Annotated in this window: 2 protein-coding genes; both read left to right on the forward strand. The window is 75.0% G+C overall.

What is annotated here, in order from left to right; all coding sequences use genetic code 11:
* Window positions 1-422: histidine phosphatase family protein (locus tag KBX53_RS34445; RefSeq protein ID WP_210863975.1), on the forward strand; the 422-nt coding region annotated here is incomplete at its 5' end.
* A gap of 145 nt (window positions 423-567) precedes the next feature.
* The coding region (locus tag KBX53_RS34450) for a DUF3090 family protein (RefSeq protein ID WP_210863976.1) at window positions 568-873 on the forward strand (306 nt) is incomplete at its 3' end.

Raw genomic sequence — 873 nt, forward strand, 5'->3', positions numbered from 1 at the left:
CCAAGGAGCCGCTCTGGCCGGTGGTGCAGCAGCACCCCAGCGCGGCCGTCTTCCCGGGCGGGGAGGCGATGGCGGCGATGGCGGCGCGGGCCGTGGCGGCGGTGCGCTCCTGGGATGCCCGGGTGAACGCCGAACACGGGCCCGAGGCGGTCTGGCTGGCCTGCAGCCACGGCGACGTGATCAAGGCCATCGTGGCGGACGCGCTCGGCGTACACCTGGACGCCTTTCAGCGGATCGTGGCCGACCCGGCGTCGGTGACGGCGATCCGGTTCACGCCGCTGCGTCCGTTTCTGGTGCGTCTCAACGACACCGGCGGCGACCTGACGGCGCTGGTGCCGCCCCCGGCCAAGCGGCGTCGGCGCGCGAGCCGGGTGGCCGACTCGGACGCGGCCGTCGGCGGCGGGGCGGGTGCGTCGCGGTGAGGCGGGTCACCACACCACCCCCGGCCGCTGCGTCAACGCCCGCCACGCCCGGGTGCAGCCCCTGGTACGCCGGGCGCGCCGCCACTGCGGCGATTCGCGTCGGTGGGGTGCGCGGTGCCCAGGCGGGCCGGATAGGGTCGTGGGTATGACCCACCAGGTGCACGCCTTCGAACCGCCGGAGCGGTTCGTCGCCGGGACTGTCGGGCCGCCGGGGGAGCGCACGTTCTTCCTGCAGGCCCGCGGCGGCGGCAGGCTGGTCAGCGTCGCGCTGGAGAAGGTCCAGGTGTCCCTGCTCGCCGAGAAGCTGGAGGAGCTGCTCACCGAGGCGCAGCGTCGCTTCGGGGTGGACCTCCCCGAGCTGGCGCCGGTGATCGGCGACAACGAGCCGCTGGACACTCCGGTCGACGAGGAGTTCCGGGTCGGGACCCTCGGGCTGGCCTTCGACGTGGAC

The organism is Micromonospora sp. M51 (genome assembly GCF_018070305.1).
GTDB classification, from domain to species: Bacteria; Actinomycetota; Actinomycetes; order Mycobacteriales; family Micromonosporaceae; genus Micromonospora; species Micromonospora parva.